This window comes from Streptomyces sp. ISL-12 (genome assembly GCF_018614415.1).
Lineage (GTDB): Bacteria > Actinomycetota > Actinomycetes > Streptomycetales > Streptomycetaceae > Streptomyces.
Window position 1 is genome coordinate 38,277 of the sequence record NZ_JAGGOO010000077.1, and the last position, 16,280, is coordinate 54,556.

The following is a 16,280-nucleotide window of genomic DNA, read 5'->3' on the forward strand; positions in this document are numbered from 1 at the left end:
GGCTCCCGCCTTTCCTCGGGCTGCGACTCGCGCGCCGAGACCGACCTTCGCAAAGGGCGAGCGATCCGTCATGTCACTCCGCGGCGCGGTACCACACTCCATCGAAGAGCCGCGATGAGCACACTGCTGAGTTCTATCCCCCAACCGACAGTCCATAGTTGAGGAATCCAACTCGCAGGGATGGTCCGCTGCACCAAGAGTGACTCCTCGGTGGGAGCGGACCACACCGCCCGCTTGGGCACAGGCCGCCTCTCCGATCTCCTTAACGGTCCCTTGTCTCGAAACGACTGTCAAGACCGGCAACACAACTGAACCCACATTCCACCAAGCTGGGCAGATACTTCAGCAGCTTTATTGAGTCATGAACCCAAGTCCTTACGGATCCCAATCGTAGCATTCTCAGTGTCTACGGTAGCACTCCTTTTAGCTCTATGCGAACTCATTAATCAGGCCTCGCGGGGGTGTCTGTATTCAAGCCATAGCCGGGAGTCGCACTTTCCAGGTTTCGCCGCACGCGAAGTCTCCCTCGCCTCCGCCCCACCATAACTGACATTACGGACGCGCCGGCGAGAACAACCGTCGCGACGTCACTCACCCCGAAGGAGACGGTACTCAGAAGTACGATGCCAAGTAGAAGCGCCGCCAGAAAAGTGGAATTAGCACTCGCCTCCACTGAGGAAGCAGGGTGTAGGGCGCGGGGCACGCCGACTACTGGGAGCTCCTGGTCTGTTGAGACACGTGCGCTGACCGGCAGATCGATTGAAGCGTCCGAAGACTCAACCCATCCGGCCACATAACGCTGTCCATCCAGAAGCAGTACGGCATGACCGACTGAATTCGCATACGGGAGCTGCCGAGTGGGCCGCCGCCAGTAGACGTGGCCACAGGCACCCGCGAGCTGGTGCACCAAGGGGAGCGGGTCGATGATGTCATCCAGATACAGGCGCAGGCCACCGAACTCCGCGCTCGTCAGGCTGATACAGGGCTTGGGGTGCTGGGCCACCGACGCAGACGCCGGCCGCTCATCGCGGGCCGTCCCCACACCAGTAACGGAGACGGGCAGTGCATGGAGCGTTCCTTGTTGCAGAGAACGACGGAGGCCTGCCACGGGATCAGAACGCCAGCGACCGAACAGAGTAAAGAACCAGCAGGCTGCAAGACATGCCAGGCTCAAGAAGATGGTCCAAAAGTCTGCCCGCCCACCGATCATTTCATCGATCGACTGGCGATCCCCGACAAATACCCCCAAGTCAGGAGATGAAGGAGAATAGAGTATCCAGATCTCTTCTCCCGCTTTTGGCTTTTCGTTCGAGGTCAATTCGACCTCAGTGACTTGGGGCCCTCGGTCAAACGGCACAGACACCAACACGGTGGAAGTGTAATGCCCGGTTCGCTGGCTCCTTACGTACTCCGAGGAGATGACTTTCTCGATCTCGGACGTACGCATCGCCGAACCCGCGTCAACAATCTCCCAAGCAGCGGGCCTCAAAGACAGCGACGCATAAGCAACCATGAACGTGAGTACCACCCAGGCCCAGGACAGAAATCTGACCCATCCGTTACGTTGGCTCACCCACCAATATCTACCCCCCAAACCAGAGCCGCCAGCGGAACGGCCGCGGAGCGTGAGGATCCCACCGCCAGCAGCTACTGCTGCCATCGTAAAGCAGGTAATGAGATCCCACCTGGGCGGCCGAGCGGAGGGCTGGATCAGAACAGCGGCACCCACAGCCGCAAGACTAAGGCCCAGCAGAACCAAGCAGCGGACCAGGGTGCTGGACCGTGTCATCATCCGAACTCTTCCTCAAGGCTGCGCTGATTACGGCCGAACGACGTCTTAGGCTCGACCGTGCCTTTCTGTTCGTCGTTCCCGTCGCTCGCAGCTAGCTCTCCTCCTGCGCCCGCCAATCCGGCGCCCACACCACCAGCGGGCACCTCAATTGCAAAATCAGGATTCTGGCCACGCTCCCCATATCGGGACGCATCCCAACCTTCCGAAACGGGGATGCTATCCCGGTAGTGTCCAGCACCGCCGACCACTGCTCCCCCGAGCGCCCCACCTGCCGCGTTGATCAGAGCATTTTTACCCCACTCGGGATCCTCGTTTGTGGTGAGTGCCGTATTGCCATCCACAGCAAGCCCACCGGCCACATTACCGACCATCCCACCGGATACGTTCTCGGTAAGGCTCTTGGAAACTTGACTCGGTGGAGTTTCCAGGTTGTCCATGAACTTGCCGACTCTGCCAGCTGCTGTGGCACCCGAAGGGGTGCCGACGGCTGCGGCAAGCCCTCCCTGCCAAGTCGCTTCCCACACCGTTGCCCCATCGACGTCCTGACCGGAGAGCCCGGCTCCGAGCAGCGTTCCACCGGTATTGCCAGCCCAGTTGACGAAAAAGCTTGCAGCCAGCTTCGTCATCTTTCCAGCCTGCTGATACGCACGGATTGCTGTAGCGATACGCCGGAGCAGCGTACCAAGGCGGGCTGAAATACGGACCGCCTGCGCAGCTAGCCGAGTAACATTGGCGGCGGCAGCACCGCCTGCGACGCCGAAGCTCACAAAAGAAAGAGCCACGCCCACGCCGATCGAGACACCAATTTCGGCGTAAATTGCATGAATCTCGTCGTTGACGGTCTCGATTTCATCGGCTACTTCATCCAGTTGCTTAGCAATGTCGTCGTACTCTTCGACTCCTTCCTCAACTGCGGCTTTGACTTTACGCCAATGATCTCTAAACGCTTCCGCTGCTTCGCCGCGCCAAGTGTGGCCGACTGTGTTCTCGACATTTCTGTCGAGGGCGTTAAGCAGTCCGCTCGGGCCAGCCACATCGGCTTTGAGTTGCCGCCAAGCCTTCGCGGCCTGCCTCAACTCGTCCGGCCGACCACCGGGGTTCACGATTTCAAGCCCGAGCTCAATGATTTCCTCTGCGCCGGACTCCTTGCCACTCATGCGCCACCTCCGGAGCCCCTACCGAAGAGCACAGCGGTCTCGCCGTCATTCACTTCGGTATTTTGGCTGACCTTCCTCAGGGCGTCAGCAATGACATCCAGATGCTCGTACACTGCCTTCATGGCAGAAGCTGCGGTCGTCGAGTACTCGATATACGCGTTTCTGATCTCGTCCGATTCCGTAAGAAGCCCAAAGCCATCAGAGATCGCCTCTTCCCCGGTCTCGTTTTCGAACTTCTTAAGATAGGCCCGCAGATCGTAAGCCTGAAGCTCAAAGTCTTTGGCGAGACCTTTGCCTGCTCCATCTGCGTAGTACGACACACTGTCCGTCATTGACTTCCCCATTCATCAACTATTCTCCCGCATCAGCCAATGCAAATTGTCGATTAAGACCAGATGCGGGAGCGCTGCGCCCAATGGAAGAGCTGCTCAACGATCCTGCGAAGGCGGTTGTTGTGCGTGAGGATTCGGATACTGCGCGGACTGGCCTGGCGCCATCGGGTACTGCTGGTAGCTACTGCCATAAGACGGCATCCCGCCTCCGGGCCCCGGGCCTCCGCCATTACGACCGCGACGGCTCCGGACCACCGCGAAGACGATGACAGAGACGATCACAACTGTTGCGATACCACCGCCGATGACGACGACTTTGCTGGTAAAAGAGTCACCTTCCTGGGCCTGAGAGGAATTCTCGTTCTCGGACGCCCCGCTGGCGGCAGGGTCCTCCTCAAGCTGGCCGAGAGGGTTATTTTTGGGACCAACCGGGATATCCATAGTGAGTGCGGAGTAGGGTCGGACGATGCCGTAACCGTACTCTTCATTGGGGGCCGTTAGTCCCTCGTGTTGCTTCAAGGTGGCCGACTTGATCAGGCGGTTGATTACTTGGCCTGCGGAGAGTTCGGGGAATTTGGATCGAACTAGGGCAGCAGCGGCAGAAACATAAGCCGTAGCTTCCGACGTCCCGCTGGATACGCCGTACCCGTTGGACATCGTGTTGTTCGCGCCAACGATGTCGACACCGGGTGCTGTGAGTGCCAGTCCCTTTCCGGTGTTCGAGTCTGTCCAGACATTGGCATCCTGATCAACGGCCCCAACAGATACAACCCCGGGCAGTGCCGCTGGTTCAATCACAGCAATCGACGCTTCATTGCCTGCCGCTGCAACAACTACTACGTCATGCGCCTGCGCATAGGCGATCGCTTCACGACCATCACTCGTGGTCTTACTGCCACCGTCTGAACCGAATGACAGATTGATCACCTTAGCGCCTTGATCTACTGCATACCGAACTGCAGGTCCCCAAGTCTCTTCTAGGTTCTTGTCCTTCCGTGTCTGCAGGGTACGCAGAGGCAAGATTTTGGCTTTCGGTGCCATCCCCATGACGCCGGAAGTACCTCCGGAGCCGTGCCCATGGCCCGCGATGATACTCGCCATCTTAGTGCCATGACCGACGAGATCCTCGTGAGCGTCCCTGCCATCGGTGAAGTCCTTTCCCTCCAGGACCTGACCAGTTAGATCGGGGTGTGTGGCATCGACTCCAGAGTCAACTACTGCCACGGTGACGCCCGCTCCCTGTGATTTAGCCCAAACATCCTCCGCCGCAAAAGCGCTTAGGGCCCACTGCCGATCTCTGATGTAGTCTGCGGACGCAGTTGGAGCTGTAGTGAGGAGCAAAGCTCCTGTCAGTGCCACGACTCCCGTCGCAGACCAGACTTTTCTGAAACTCATTGCCCTGCTCCTCACTCAATCACAGCTGGAGTATCCAGCCTCAACACAGGCGAGCCGCACGACTGATGCGTGCGGCTCGCCTGTGCGTCTATTCGATGGTCCGCGGTACGTTCCGATTACGGTCTTCCTCGGAGATCCAGGTCTCCTCGTCCTCGACCAAATAGTCCGGACGGTCACCAGTGCTGTTCTCGTCCTCGGGACGACGGCCCTTACGGCCCAGACCGCCCGCTCCTGCGCCTGCGGCGGCTCCGCGTTGCGTTCCACCGCGGCTGCCGTGCAGGCCGGCGCCTCCGCCAGTTCCCTTGCCGCTGATGCCCTTGGCCGCGCCCACTACACCACCACGGGACTTCGCGAGAGCTCCGCGACCGCCCGCACCGGCACCGGCACGACCCGCGGCGCCCGCTCCGGTGCCCGCGCCACCCATACCGGCACGGGCGCCGGCACCACGTCCCGCCACGCCGCCGGTCACGCTTCCGCGGCCACCGGTGATTCCAACACCTCGCCCGGTTCCGCCGCTTCGACCGACTCCGACCCCCACGCCAGGTGTCGCGATGCCCAGCCCTTGAGTGCCACCGGTGCTACCGCTGCTGCTGCCGCCTACAGAACCCCCAGTCACACTGGCACTGGGTCCCGACAGTCCGGGAGTGATGCCGTCCACCTTCGTCTTCGACGTAGGCAGTTGAGTACCTCCTGTGACAGTGCGGTCAGCAGACACGGAGGGGGCGGGCTTGATGGTACTGGTGGAACCTGCGCTCCATGGCTTGCTAGTTGCACCCGAGCCACTGGGCCGTGATGCGCTTCCGCTAGGCACTGTGACAGCCGGAGGATATTCCACATCACGGCTTGGTTCTCCGATGTGGCCGTCACCAGAGTCTCTGATCGAGTTGTTCTTCAGATTCCGTGTGACGCGCATGTACTGAGCGCCCAGGTTCTCCATGACGGCAACGCCATTGAGCTGAGCCTCTCGACTCGCACCAATCTTACCTTCATTGATCTCTGCGACTTCCGCAGCTGTCAACTTGCGGTCTTTGAGATCACCAGCGACTGCTTCACCGTTGTCCCACTTCCAGTCGCTGAGAGCGTCACCGATCTTTGCCCATCCACTGGGCTCTTCGATGTCGTCCAACTGCGTCTTGAACCGACGCAACTGTGCGCCCGCATCAGCCATCTGGCTACTATTGAGATCGGCATGCCAAGCCGTGTTCCGAAGGCTCTGCGCGATCTTGCGTGCTTCCTTCTCGAAGGCCTGCGCCGCTTCTCCTTCCCAATGCTCCAGGACGTTGTCGACCGACTTGTCGAGCAAGCCTGCGATACCACCTCCCTCGCCTCCGGCAAGAAGCTCGTTCACCGTGCCCCAGTGACGGCCTACCTCTTCGATCAGATCGGGATTGGTTCCCTCAAGCATCTGCTTGAGTTCTTTGAGGGAGTAGTTGATGAACGAGGTCTTCGTCTGCGGTCGATCTGGGTCCGCAACACAGACGTCACTCTCAATCACGGGGGCGGGCAGTTCTTTGTCACCGGCCACTTGCATTCCTCCTTAATGTGTACTTACTGGACCGATTACTTGAAGCTGCCCTCGCCACCACCCATTTGATTCTTGTTCGCGTACTCCTGCTCGGTGTACTTGTCTTTCACCTTGGAGGTACTGCTGCCGAACTTGTCGATCAGGTCGTGCAGTCCACTGATCGCACTCTCGAGGTCAGTCTTCGCCGTCTTATGAGCGTCGAACAGCTCTTTCGCCTCCTGGAACGCTCCACCGTTCCCGAACGCGCTCGCCGGGATTTCCGTGTTGTATCGAGACGTCTGCCCCGCTTTGTCCATGTCATCGAGCAACGACCAAAGCCTCCGGATCACCTCATCCAGAGCGCTGAGATCAACCCGCATTCCGTTACTCATACCCCGTTGTCCTCTCCCCTGTTTCTCAAGTCTTCCGCGCGCCCGGTAGCCACGGCAGCCAGGTCAGCCAGGTCATCGCCCAGCCCGGCCGACCCCGTCGTCCCGCCGACTGCGCCAGTCCCGCACAGCCACCCCGCTCCCCGCAACCACCAGGGCCAAGATCAACCCCGTGCCCAGCACGTAGATGGCTGTCCGGCGTTCCCGTTCCGCCTCGCTCTCGCCCATGGTCACCGCCATGGGGACGACCCCGCCGGAGCCGGCCTCGACCGGTGGGTCCGGGGTCGGGGTGGTGGCCGGGGTGGAGTCGGCCGAGAGGGCGGCGACCGGGTCGATGACGCCCCAGCCGAGGAAGCGGTTCGGGCCGCGGCCCGGGCGTTGGGCCGTTTCCTCGATGCGGGTGGCGATCTGGGCAGCGCTCCACTTCGGGTTCTTTTCCTTCAGGAGGGCCGCGACGCCCGCGACGTACGGAGCCGCGAAGCTCGTTCCGTCGGCGGTGCACTGGCCGCCCTTGGGCACCGTGGAGACCATGCCGACGCCCGGTGCCGCGATGTCGACGAATTCGCCCGCCTGTGAGAAGTAGGCGCGCTCGTCATTGCGGTCGGAGGCCGCCACCGCCAGGACTCCCGGGTAGGAGGCCGGGTAGGTGTCGGCGGACTTGCCGTCGGCCCCGTCGTTGCCGGCGGCTGCCACGACCAGGACGCCCGCGTCCACGGCCGCCGCGACGGCGGACCGCAGTTCGAGGTTGTCTTCCTTCGCCGCGGTGTCCGAGGAGATGTTGATGATCTCCGCGCCCTTGGCGACCGCGTCCCGGATCGCCTGCGACATCGTCTTGGAGTTGCCCTCCTTCTCCTCTCCGCCGGTGTAGCGGAAGGAGAGGATCTTGGCGTCCGGCGCGATGCCGACGAAGCCGGTGCCCTTCATCTGGCGGGCGGCGATGATGCCCGCGACCCGGGTGCCGTGGCCCTCGATGTCCTCGGTTCCGTCGGTGGAGCCGACGTAGTCCTTGCCGCCGGAGGCCATGGCGTTGCGCAGTTGCGCGTTGGAGTCGTCGACTCCCGTGTCGATCACCGCAACGGTGACGCCCTTGCCCGTCGCCTCCCCCCACAGCTGGTCCAGGAGGAGTCGCTGGAGTGACCACGGCGTGGACTTGATGACGTCGCCGCCGAACACGCACTCCGTGCTGGCCGACAGGCCGAAGTCCGTGCTGCCGGCGTCGGTGGGGTGTGTCGGCGTGGTCGCGTCCGCTAGTGCCGGTGGCGCCGAGGCCAGGCAGATGCCGGTCACCGCGAGCACGCCGAATGTCCGCCGCAGTGCGCGGGTCCCACGGGCACGGCTGCGCGTACGGGCTGTCCGGACCTTCACGTGCAGGCCCTCCATCTCCAGGCTCCCAAGGCGTACTTGCTTTCCTCGGGGTACATCCCTGAAGCAGAGTTCGGCCCAGCCGACGACATCGCGTCCGCTGGGCCGATCTGCTTCATGTCACATCCCCCGGGTCGTGACGGGCTCAGCCCCAGGTCGCGGCGTTGCTCTTCTCCGTGGCCTGGTAGTTGTCAGCGGCGCTCTGCAGCGCCGTGGAGATCTTCAGCAGGGTCGCGTGCAGGTCCTGGGCGGTCTGGTCCCACTCACGCTGCTTGCGCTGGTAGCCCTCCTGCGCCTCACCCTCCCAGGTGTTGGCGACACGCTTGACCGCGGCCTCGAGGTCGTCGAGCTGCTGCTTGATGCGACCGGCGGTCGTCTTCACGTCCGTGGACGCGTTGGTGATGGTTGCGTAATTGACGAGAATCGACATCGTCGCTTCCTTTCAGGAAGAGTCGTGGAGAGAAAGTCAGTAGAGACCGACCCAGACCGGTATGGATCGACCTGGATCGGTCGCTCACGGTCAGGATCGGGAAGAACAGCTCAGTTCCGCTCGGCTCGGTCAGCCGAAGTCGGACATGATCTTGCTGATCTCGGAGTTCTGCTGCTCCTCCGACGCGGAGTAGTTGCTCCGCGTGGAGTCCACGGCTTCCTTGATGTCGGCGAGGATGTCGCTCATCTTCTTCGCGTCCGAGTTCCAGCGGTCCTGCAGCTGGCGGTAGGACTGCGCCGCCTGGCCCTGCCAGCCGCCGGCGATCTGGTCGATCACTCCGTTGAGGCGGCGGATCTCGCCCTGCAGCTGGCCGTTGACGGTGCTGATGTCACCGGAGAGCTTGGTGAGTTCGTCCTCTGTTACCCGGAACTGGCCGGCCATGGTGAAACCTTCCCCGTTGTCGTCGTTGTTCCGGGAAACCTGCACGGTCGGCCCGGAAAGTTTCGCAGCGTTGCACGCTGGTGACACTCTATCGTCAGCCTGTCACTCATCCACAGACATGACCAATCAGTTACACGGCTCACACACTTGAGCGATCGGTCCGTTATCCGCGCCCGGTCCAGCCGCCGGAACCGGTCACTGGCTCTGCGGCTGCGCGGCGCTGCCCGTGTCCAGCGTGGGCCCCTTGGGGATGAACGTCGCCCAGGTCTGCGGCACGATCGCGGGGCTGGAGACGTCCTCGTAGCCGAGCCGGGTGCGCGCCTTGTCCGTCTCGCTCGCCTCGCCCGAGGCGGAATCCGCGGAAGAGGCACTCCCGCCGTCCGACGCCTCGCTGTCGTTGTTCGCCGGCAACGAGTACCGCAGGCCCGTGTCGGTCAGCAAGTACGTCGCCCCGCCACCGCCGGCCGCACCGGTGACCTCCTGGAAGAGCAGGCCCGAGCCGGACGAGACGGAGGCGCTCAGCGAATCGGCGATGGCCTTCTTCGGGTACGTCGTCCCGGCCCAGGCGGCCAGCTCCGGCTTCTTGTCCTCGCCGATGGTGCCCTTGTACACGCTGCACGAGGTGGTGTACGCCTCGTCGGTCGCCGTCGCGGCCGGGTTGGCCTGCCCCGGAACCGACTGGGGCCAGCCCTTGTCGGCGTAGAACTTGTCGGCGGCACCGCCGTTGGCCTCGATGATGGTCTGGGTGTCGACCCTGATGTCGTCGATGCTGTCCGTCCCGTAGGCCTGCTGCGCGGCGGGCGACGCCTTGAGCAGGTCGGCGACGAACGGCGTGACGGCGGCGACCTTGTCCTCGAGGACGATGTAGTACTGCTCGCCCTGCGCGTCCTTCGCCCGCAGTACCCGGCCCACCGTGGCGGCTTCGGCGGGGAGTCCCCGGACCGAGGTCGGCTGCCCGACGGACGGGACCTCCGGGAAGGTGATGTCCCCGCCGTCGTTGAGGGTGCTCAGCCACTCCTGGCTCACCGGCTGCGGCTCGGCCGAGGTGCCGATGACGGCGGCCCGCAACTGCTCCATGGTCGTGCTGTTCAGGCCCGACTCACCGCCCAGCAGGAAGCGGTTGCCCTCGCCGTCGACCAGGTACTGCGCACCGGTCTTGGAGTCGACTACGTACAGGGCCTCACGGGCGTCGACCTTGCCCGTGTCGTCGAGCGACTTGGCGTCGGCGGCGTCAAGCACGAAGACCGCGCGGTCGATGGCGTCCTGCGAGCCCGGAGCCGGACGCTCGCATACCGCCCAGGTCTTCGGCTTCTCCGCGTCCTCCTTGGAGGGCAGCCGGTCCGGCGCGTAGGGGATGCCGAGGGTCGCGCCGTGCGGGATGTCGCTCTTGTCGATCTCCTTGCCGGCGACCTCGATGACGCTGCCCTTGCCCTTGTCGAGGAGGAGCTTGGCGGAGGCGTAGTTGAGTACGGGGTGCAGGGTCGGCGTCTTCTTGCCGTTGGACGCCTCGTCGTTGAGGACGACGTAGCGCGTCGTGGAGTCGCTGTCGACGATGATGTACTCGCCCGGCTTGTCCCAGCCCTGGGGTGCCGTCGGCTTGATCACGCCCCAGGCGATGAAGCCCACCACCAGTACGACACCGACCGCCAGGCTGGGCATCACCGTGCGGACGGGGCGCGGTGCGCCCTCCTCCGAGCCTCCCGGTGACGGCGCCAGGAACGCCGCGACGGTGCGCTTGCGAGCGAACGTGTAGGCGGCGAGCTCGTCCTGACGCTTTGCCATGGTCCCCGTATCTCCCGTTTGGTCATGCTCGATCGTGTGGTGTTGTTCGATCGTGGTGTGACGTCCGGCCGTGTTCGTGGTGCTCGATCGGGCTTCGTGATGCCCGATCGGGCTTCGTGGCGCCCGGTCGTGCCTCACGGTGCCCGATCGTGCCTCGTGGTGCCCGGTCACGCTCGGGCCGCGCGGCCCCCGCGCGGGACTCGTCACCCCTCGCGCTCACGGCCCGTCGCACTCGAAGGCCGCTCCGCCCGCGCAGGCACCTACTATGCCCTGCGTCGCGGAACGGTGATCCACCAGGTATACAGCCGTCCCCGCATCTTCACAGAGCTTCCCCGCAACACCGCGCCGCGCACGGCCGGTCCATGACAGGCTGGACGGCCGGGGTCCGGTGTCCCCTGTGTCGCCTCGCGTTCCGCAACGGGTACCGTGAGCCACTCGCATGGATGATGGGGCCATCGGCGCTCCTGGCCCGTCGCCGGGACCTCTGCGGAGGCTCTCGCCGACGATCGGCCGCACACTTCGCGAAAGGGATGTCCGGGGGATGACCAGCGGTACGAGCACTCGGCGCGGACGCCGCGCACAGCAGCGACAGGGGGGTCCGGCCAGCGGCGGACGCGCCCCGGCCGCACCGCCCCCTTCCGCCGCCGCGTCGCCGCGCACACTGCCTCGTCCCGGCGGCCTGGGTCCGGTGCGGCTGCAGCAGCTCATCCTCGTGGAACTCGCGGCAGCGATCATGCTGGCCGCCTGGGTCGCCGACGTGTCCTGGCTGCTGATCCCGGCCGGAGTGGTGGCCGCGCTGCTGCTGCTCCTGGCGGTGCTGCGCCGGGGCAGCCGTCCGCTGCCCGAGTGGTACGAGACGGCGCGCGCGCTCAGGCACCGCCGCCGCGAGGCCAAGCTGCCCGTCCCCCCGGGCACGGACCCGATGCTGGCTGCCGCCGTGGAGTGCGATCCCGCCCTGCGGACGTACGACTTCGTGTCCCGTGACGACCGTTCGATCGGCATGATCGGTGACGGCACCTTCCTGACCACCGTGCTCTTCGTGCAGCCGGCGGACCAGCCGCTGCGCCCGGAGGCGGCCGGACGGCAGTTGCCGCTGCGGCTGATCCAGGAGGCCCTGGAGGTCGACGGTATCCGTCTCGCCTCCGCCCAGGTCGTGCAGCACACCCAGCCGGCTCCCGCGCCGCATCTGCCCGCGCAGTCGCTCGCCGCCCGGTCGTACGGTCCCCTTCAGGCGCAGACCGGTTCTCCCGCGCTCCGGTTGACCTGGGTCGCCCTCAAGCTCGACCCGGAGCTGTGCCCGGAGGCGGTGCAGGCCCGCGGGGACGGCGTCCCGGGGGCCCAGCGTGCCCTGCTGCGCGTGGCGGACCAGCTGGCGAGCAGACTGGCCGGGGCCGGCTTCAAGGCGACGATCCTGGACGAGACCGAACTGCTCCAGGCGCTGGCGACCTCCAGCTGCCTCAACCCCCGGGTCAACGCGCAGCACGCGCAGGACGGACGGTCGTCCCAGCGGCGTACGGTCGAGTCGGTGCGGACCTGGCGGGTCGACGACCGCTGGCACACGACGTACTGGGTCTCCCGCTGGCCCCAGTTGGGGAACGGCGGTGTGGCGCTGCCCCAGCTGGTCACGCAGTTCACCTCGCTGCCGGTGCTCGCCACGACGTTCAGCATGACCCTGAGCAAGGCCGGCAACCGGGGTGTCGCGCTCACCGGGCACGTCCGGATCACCGCCCGCGGTGACGACGAACTCGGTCAGGTGGGACGCGAGTTGGAACGGGCCGCGAGCGCCGCGAAGGTCGGCCTCGTCCGTCTCGACCGGGAACAGGTTCCCGGAGCCCTCGCCACTCTGCCGCTCGGAGGTACGAGCTGATGTCCCACCCCGCGTCGACCATGCCTCCCGGCCGGCAGAACCAGGCCGCCCCGGTGCGCACGCCCGCGCACGTGGCCTCGCCGACCGACACCGGCATGATCCCCATCATCCGGCAGCCGCAGACACCGCAGCAGCAGCGCCGCATCGTCAGCCCGGGTTTCGGGCTGCGCGGTCCGCGCCGCAACCGCCATGTCGTCACCGCCGAGGAACTGGCGGCGATCAGCATGCCGATCGGTGACGACGGCGTACTGATCGGCAAGGACCAGGACGGACAGCCGGCGGTGCTCGGGCTGTCCCGGCCGACCGCCTTCGACGTCGTACTGGTGGGCGGTCTGTGGCTCGCCCAGGTGCTGGCGTTGCGCGCCGCCGCGACGGGTGCGCGCGTGGGGGTCGAGACGGGCCGCCCGCAGGCCTGGCAGCAGCTCGCCCAGGCAGCGGGCGGCGGGCAGCAGTGCATGACGGTCTATCCGGTGGGCCGGGTGCCCGCGCAGGGGCCCTCCGTGTCGAGTCCTGTGGTGCTGATCCGGGACTGCGGCATCCGTCCGCCGCGGGGACGGGTCAACACCGCGCCGTGGCAGGCCGTGGTGACGGTGCTTCCCTTCGTCAGCGAGCACGCGCCGCGCTGGCTGGCCCAGGCCCACCTCGTCGGTATCCAGCGCATCTCCCCTTACGAGACCGAGGTCGTACGTGACACCCTGGGCGTCTCCAGCGAGCACCTCGAACACCTCCCGAACCTTCACGACGGCGTGGCCCTGTGGTGCACTCGCAAGCACCACAAGTTCGTCATGACCGAACCCACTGATGCGGAGACGGGCCTGCTCGGCGCGGCACGCCGGATGGATTGACGCGTCGTCGTCCGCGAGGGCGGTGGGAACGGCCGCCCCCACGAGGCATCTCCCTCGGCGCCCGTGGGGGCTTTTCCGTCCCGCCATCCGAGTGATTAGGCTTCTGGTGGTGCGGTGACGATCGCAGTCGCGTGGGACTCGCCACTCGGTCCGCCCGGCCGAGACGACGACCAGCTCAGCAGCAGTGGCTGACCAGGAGGCAAGCAGTGAACAGGGATCGGTCCGAGTACAACGGCGGCAGCCCTTCCTCGGACGGGGACGATCACGACGTGGATCTCACCGGCGAGTTCGAAATCGTCTACACGCCTCCTGCCTGGTACGCACAGAGTACGCAGAGCGGGTCGCCCGCCGAAGCGCAGCGGCCGTCCGCACCCACTCCACCGCCGCCCTCGGCCGGGCCGCCGGTCGGGCCGCCCAACGGTCCGCCGGGCGGTCCGGCGCCTCAGGGCGCGCGGCCGGCGCAGCCGCAGGCCCCGGGCGCCCCGCACCAACCCGCGCGGCAACAGCAGCCCGCCCAGGCTCAAGGCGCCCCTGACGCCGCTCAGCCGGGTGCCTCCACGGGCGGCTACGGGTTCCCGCAGCAGTCCGCGCCCGGCGGGTACGGCTACCCCCAGCAGAACGGGCCCGGTACGCCCCAGCCGGGTCAGAACACGTCGGGCGGCTACCCGGCCCCCCAGCCGCCCGCGCAGCAGCCGGCGGCCCCTGGTTTCCCCGTACTGCGGCCGGTCGACCAGGACGGCGCCGGCGCGCCCTCCCCGAACGCCGCTCCCGCGCCGGGAGTGCCCGCGCCGCCCGTTCCGGAACAGCCGGCCGCGCCCGTGCCGACGGAGGCCGAACTCAACCACGCCGCGGCCGACGCGGAGGCGGCGCGGCTGTTCGGCGGTGCCGACGACCACGTGGAGGAGGCGGAGCCGGAGGAGCCCCGGAGCGACGCGGCGGAGTCCGCCGGTCCCTCCGAACCCGAGTCCGACCCGGACGCCGGGGCCGCACCGGCGGTGGAAGCGGGTCCGGAGGCGGACGCGGGTCAGGTGCCCGCCGCCGGACCGCCTCCCGCCGTACCCGCGGCCCCGCCGGCCGCCGCCGACGCCGCCGACGCCGCCGACGCCGCCCCCGTCGTACCCGGCCCTCCGCCGCCCGCGCCCGGCACCCCGCCCGTCGCGCCGGGACCTGCGCCCGCCGCTCCCGGGCCGATGCCCGCGGCCCAGGGACAGCAGCCGCAGCCACAACAGCCCCCCGGGCAGGCCCCCGTGCCTGCCCCGCCCGGCCAGCCGCTGCCGCCGCTGCCGCAGGGATTCGCGCCCGCGCACCCCGGCCAGGGCGTACCGCAGCAGCCGGACCCGCAGGCGGCCGGCCCCGGCTACCCCCAGGTTCCCGGCCAGCCGATGCCCGGGCAGCCCGGTCACCAGGTGCCTCCGCAAGGGGCGTTCGGCCCGCCCCCGCAGCCCGCGTACCCCGCGGCGGCGGCCGGGCAGCCCGCACCGGCGGATCCTCCTCACCCGCCCCAGCCGCAGGCCGACGGGTACGGCTACCCGCAGCAGGCTCCTCAGCCGCCCGTACCGCCCGGTTACGGTTATCCGCCCCAGCAGCCGGGTTACGGCTACCCGCAGCCGGGCCAGCCGCCCCAGCCCGCACCCCAGCAACAGCCCCAACCGCAGCCGCAGCCGCAACAGCAGCCGCAACAGCAGCCCGCCGCCTACGGCAACCAGGGCTGGAGCGCTCCGCCCGGCCCGCAGCCCGGGGGGCCTGGGGCCCACCCGCAGCAGGCCGCGCCCGGTACCCCGCTCGGCTACAACGCCGCCGTGGAGCTCACCTCCGACCGACTGCTGCGCAACCAGCCCAAGGCGCGCAAGAACAACGCGGGCCCGTCCCGCTTCAAGTTCGGTGCCAAGAAGGAGGAAGCGGAGCGGCAGCGCAAGCTCGGGCTGATCCGTACGCCGGTGATGTCCTGCTACCGCATCGCGGTGATCAGCCTCAAGGGCGGTGTCGGCAAGACCACGACGACGATGGCTCTGGGCGCGACCCTCGCCTCCGAGCGGCAGGACAAGATCCTGGCGATCGACGCCAACCCCGACGCCGGCACGCTGGGGCGACGGGTCCGGCGCGAGACGGGTGCCACCATCCGCGACCTGGTACAGGCGATCCCGCAGCTGCACAGCTACATGGACATCCGCCGCTTCACCTCGCAGGCGCCGTCGGGTCTCGAGATCATCGCCAATGACGTGGACCCGGCGGTGTCGACCACGTTCAACGACCAGGACTACCGGGCCGCGCTCGACATGCTGGGCAGGCAGTACCCGATCATCCTCACCGACTCGGGAACCGGTCTGCTCTACAGCGCGATGCGTGGGGTCCTCGACCTCGCCGACCAGTTGATCATCATCTCCACCCCGTCGGTGGACGGTGCGAGCAGCGCGTCGACCACCCTGGACTGGCTGTCCGCGAACGGGTTCGCCGATCTCGTCCAGCGGTCGATCACCGTGATCTCCGGTGTCCGCGAGACAGGCAAGATGATCAAGGTGGAGGACATCGTCGCGCACTTCGAGACCCGCTGCCGCGGTGTCGTCGTGGTGCCCTTCGACGAGCACCTCGCCGCCGGCGCGGAGGTCGACCTGGAGATGATGCGTCCCAAGACCCGTGAGGCGTACTTCGATCTCGCCGCCCTCATCGCCGAGGACATCGCCCGGACCCAGCAGGGTTTCGGCAACCCGAACATGCAGTACCCGCAGCAGCCCCAGCAGGGGTACGCGCCCGGGCCGCAGCAGCAGCCGTACCCCCATCCCGGTGGTACCCCCCAGCCGGGGCAGGGCTGGCAGCAGCCTCCCCAGCAGCAGCACCCCGCGCCGGGCCAGGGCTGGCAGCAGCCTCCCCAGCAGCAGCACCCCGCGCCGGGCCAGGGCTGGCAGCAGCCTCCCCAGAACCCTCAGCAGGGCACCGTACCGCCCGGCTGGACCCAGCAGTAGCGCACACAGGCCAGGGCCCGTACC

General features: G+C 66.8%; 12 protein-coding genes. 3 read left to right on the plus strand and 9 right to left on the minus strand.

The window, feature by feature from the left end; all coding sequences use genetic code 11:
- Window positions 1-1,788 precede the first annotated feature (1,788 nt).
- From J7I94_RS21485 to eccB, 9 genes are all read right to left on the minus strand, one after another.
- Complete coding sequence (locus tag J7I94_RS21485; protein WP_215168946.1) at window positions 1,789-2,949, minus strand: WXG100 family type VII secretion target; 1,161 nt, start codon at window positions 2,947-2,949, stop codon at window positions 1,789-1,791.
- Window positions 2,946-3,281 carry a hypothetical protein gene (locus J7I94_RS21490; protein WP_215168948.1) on the minus strand — a complete coding sequence of 112 codons (336 nt, stop codon included), beginning with the start codon at window positions 3,279-3,281 and terminating at the stop codon, window positions 2,946-2,948. The genes J7I94_RS21485 and J7I94_RS21490 overlap by 4 nt, the downstream gene beginning before the upstream one ends.
- Before the next feature lie 96 nt (window positions 3,282-3,377).
- Window positions 3,378-4,676 (minus strand): type VII secretion-associated serine protease mycosin, encoded by a 1,299-nt coding sequence (mycP, locus tag J7I94_RS21495; protein ID WP_215168950.1) that lies wholly within the window; start codon window positions 4,674-4,676, stop codon window positions 3,378-3,380.
- Between the two features lie 88 nt (window positions 4,677-4,764).
- Window positions 4,765-6,201, minus strand: coding sequence for a hypothetical protein (locus J7I94_RS21500; RefSeq protein WP_215168952.1), 1,437 nt, complete (start codon window positions 6,199-6,201; stop codon window positions 4,765-4,767).
- Window positions 6,202-6,236: 35 nt separating this feature from the next.
- Complete coding sequence (locus J7I94_RS21505; RefSeq protein WP_215168954.1) at window positions 6,237-6,572, minus strand: hypothetical protein; 336 nt, start codon at window positions 6,570-6,572, stop codon at window positions 6,237-6,239.
- 72 nt (window positions 6,573-6,644) lie between these two features.
- Entirely contained in the window at window positions 6,645-7,865 is a 1,221-nt protein-coding gene (gene mycP / locus J7I94_RS21510) for a type VII secretion-associated serine protease mycosin (protein ID WP_308114654.1), read from the minus strand.
- Window positions 7,866-8,076: 211 nt separating this feature from the next.
- Window positions 8,077-8,361: a WXG100 family type VII secretion target gene (locus J7I94_RS21515; protein ID WP_215168958.1), complete on the minus strand. Its 285-nt coding sequence runs from the start codon at window positions 8,359-8,361 to the stop codon at window positions 8,077-8,079.
- A 129-nt stretch (window positions 8,362-8,490) separates the two neighbouring features.
- A complete protein-coding gene (locus J7I94_RS21520) occupies window positions 8,491-8,802 on the minus strand; it encodes a WXG100 family type VII secretion target (protein ID WP_215168960.1) in 312 nt (103 codons plus the stop codon).
- Window positions 8,803-8,997: 195 nt separating this feature from the next.
- Window positions 8,998-10,584, minus strand: a complete 1,587-nt coding sequence (eccB, locus tag J7I94_RS21525; protein WP_215168962.1) for a type VII secretion protein EccB — start codon at window positions 10,582-10,584, stop codon at window positions 8,998-9,000.
- 541 nt (window positions 10,585-11,125) lie between these two features.
- On the opposite strand from eccB, the gene eccE reads away from it, so the two are divergent.
- The 3 genes from eccE (at window position 11,126) to J7I94_RS21540 (ending at window position 16,256) form a co-directional block, all read left to right on the plus strand.
- Entirely contained in the window at window positions 11,126-12,451 is a 1,326-nt protein-coding gene (eccE, locus tag J7I94_RS21530) for a type VII secretion protein EccE (protein WP_215168964.1), read from the plus strand.
- The gene (locus tag J7I94_RS21535; protein WP_215168966.1) at window positions 12,451-13,296 is read left to right on the plus strand and encodes a hypothetical protein; all 846 of its coding nucleotides are present in this window, start codon (window positions 12,451-12,453) and stop codon (window positions 13,294-13,296) included. Before eccE ends, J7I94_RS21535 begins: the two co-directional genes overlap by 1 nt.
- A gap of 206 nt (window positions 13,297-13,502) precedes the next feature.
- Window positions 13,503-16,256 (plus strand): SCO5717 family growth-regulating ATPase, encoded by a 2,754-nt coding sequence (locus J7I94_RS21540; RefSeq protein ID WP_215168968.1) that lies wholly within the window; start codon window positions 13,503-13,505, stop codon window positions 16,254-16,256.
- The last annotated feature ends 24 nt before the right edge of the window (window positions 16,257-16,280 follow it).

Coding starts and splice junctions, on each gene's coding strand:
- J7I94_RS21485 (WP_215168946.1), bottom strand. CDS start 2,949: ATGAGTGGCAAGGAGTCCGGCGCAGAGGAAATCATTGAGCTCGGGCTT.
- J7I94_RS21490 (WP_215168948.1), bottom strand. CDS start 3,281: ATGACGGACAGTGTGTCGTACTACGCAGATGGAGCAGGCAAAGGTCTC.
- mycP (WP_215168950.1), bottom strand. CDS start 4,676: ATGAGTTTCAGAAAAGTCTGGTCTGCGACGGGAGTCGTGGCACTGACA.
- J7I94_RS21505 (WP_215168954.1), bottom strand. CDS start 6,572: ATGAGTAACGGAATGCGGGTTGATCTCAGCGCTCTGGATGAGGTGATC.
- J7I94_RS21515 (WP_215168958.1), bottom strand. CDS start 8,361: ATGTCGATTCTCGTCAATTACGCAACCATCACCAACGCGTCCACGGAC.
- J7I94_RS21520 (WP_215168960.1), bottom strand. CDS start 8,802: ATGGCCGGCCAGTTCCGGGTAACAGAGGACGAACTCACCAAGCTCTCC.
- eccB (WP_215168962.1), bottom strand. CDS start 10,584: ATGGCAAAGCGTCAGGACGAGCTCGCCGCCTACACGTTCGCTCGCAAG.
- eccE (WP_215168964.1), top strand. CDS start 11,126: ATGACCAGCGGTACGAGCACTCGGCGCGGACGCCGCGCACAGCAGCGA.
- J7I94_RS21535 (WP_215168966.1), top strand. CDS start 12,451: ATGTCCCACCCCGCGTCGACCATGCCTCCCGGCCGGCAGAACCAGGCC.